Genomic DNA, 391 nt, shown 5'->3' with positions numbered 1-391 from the left:
CGCAGGGCCAGAGGAGAGGGCGGCTGGCGCGGGGCGGGGGCGCTGGAGAGAAAGGAAAGTCACCATGTCGATGATATTCATAGGTGGATCACGCGAGATATTCGAGCTGCCGGAACCTGCCATCACTCGCATCGGCGCAATCGTTGCTGCCGAGCACGGCGTGCTGATTGGCGACGCCTCGGGAGCCGATGCCGAGGCGCAGGGCCTGCTCGCGGGTTACAGGTACGACTATGTCGGCGTCTTCCATGCCGGCAAGGAGCCCCTCAACAATCTGGGCGACTGGGCCGCCTACCATGTTCCTCCTCCTGAGGATGCCAGAGGGGACTTTGTTCACGCCGCCAAAGACCGGGAGATGGCGCGGCGCGCCGACTTTGGCATGATGGTCTGGGAC

The 391-nt window shown here is 64.2% G+C and carries 1 pseudogene; it reads left to right on the top strand.

Features of this window, described 5'->3' with window-relative positions:
- Positions 1 to 64 precede the first annotated feature (64 nt).
- Positions 65 to 391, top strand: a pseudogene (locus tag EN935_RS40465) (hypothetical protein); the annotation flags it as partial.

Origin of the sequence: Mesorhizobium sp. M7D.F.Ca.US.004.03.1.1 (assembly GCF_003998635.1) — a bacterium.
In the GTDB taxonomy this organism is placed as follows: domain Bacteria; phylum Pseudomonadota; class Alphaproteobacteria; order Rhizobiales; family Rhizobiaceae; genus Mesorhizobium; species Mesorhizobium loti.
Note: the sequence above shows the minus strand (reverse complement) of the source record. Positions and strands in the feature narration are given on the sequence as shown.